The organism is Pseudomonas sp. EA_65y_Pfl1_P113 (genome assembly GCF_963970525.1).
In the GTDB taxonomy this organism is placed as follows: Bacteria; Pseudomonadota; Gammaproteobacteria; order Pseudomonadales; family Pseudomonadaceae; genus Aquipseudomonas; species Aquipseudomonas tritici.
In genome coordinates this window covers 1-818 of sequence record NZ_CAXAQM010000132.1, presented here as the reverse complement: position 1 = coordinate 818, position 818 = coordinate 1, and the positions used below count along the sequence as shown (strand labels likewise).

1 pseudogene is annotated in these 818 nt (G+C 66.1%); it reads left to right on the top strand.

The features are described 5' to 3' along the window. Positions 1-818, top strand: a pseudogene (locus AACY52_RS28675) (hypothetical protein); the annotation flags it as partial.

Below are 818 nucleotides of genomic sequence, written 5' to 3'. Positions count from 1 at the left end.
AGGGGTTCGTGGTCACCTCGGCGCTGGGCAATGGCGATAACAATTGGTGGGTGGCGACGCTCGATGCGGTGGACGCGAAAACGGGCGCGGTCCGCACGATCGCCAAGCCGACGACGCAGCTCAACTTCCCGCGCGTTTCCCCCGATGGCAAGACAGTCGCCTATATTGGCGGGCTGATGAGCGATTTCGGCGCGGTCGGCGGCGATGTGTGGACCGTGCCCTTCGCCGGTGGCGAGCCGCAAAATCTTATGCCGCACAGCACGCTGACGGTTACGTCGCTGGTGTGGAAGGCTCGGTTTATCCGCGGCACCGCGCTCAGCGGCGACCGGATGGGTCTGTTCACCTTTGCCGGGGAACGCGCCGACGGTCTCGGCTGGAGCCGCCCCGCCAGTCTCGCCGCGGGCGATGCCAAGGCCGCGTTCAGTGCGGATGGGCTGACGGTCGCCACCGTCGCGCAGGACTTCACGCATGCCCCGGCGATCTTTGCCGGGCCGGTCACAGCACCGGTCCAGATCACCCATGACAATGATGCTGTCCCCGCGGCGATGACCGCGCGCAGCATTACGTGGAAAAATGACGGTTTCACCGTCCAGGGCTGGCTGCTCGCGCCACTTGGGGCCGACCCGGCCAAGAAAGCGCCGATGGTCACGATCGTGCATGGTGGTCCCTCCTCCGCGAACGTTCCCTATTTTGGCGGGGGCTTTGGCGATCTGCTGGCGGCGGGCTATTACATCTTCCTGCCCAATCCGCGCGGCAGCTATGGCCAGGGCGAGGCGTTCACCGCCGCCAACAAGCGTGATTTCGGCGGCGGCGACTTG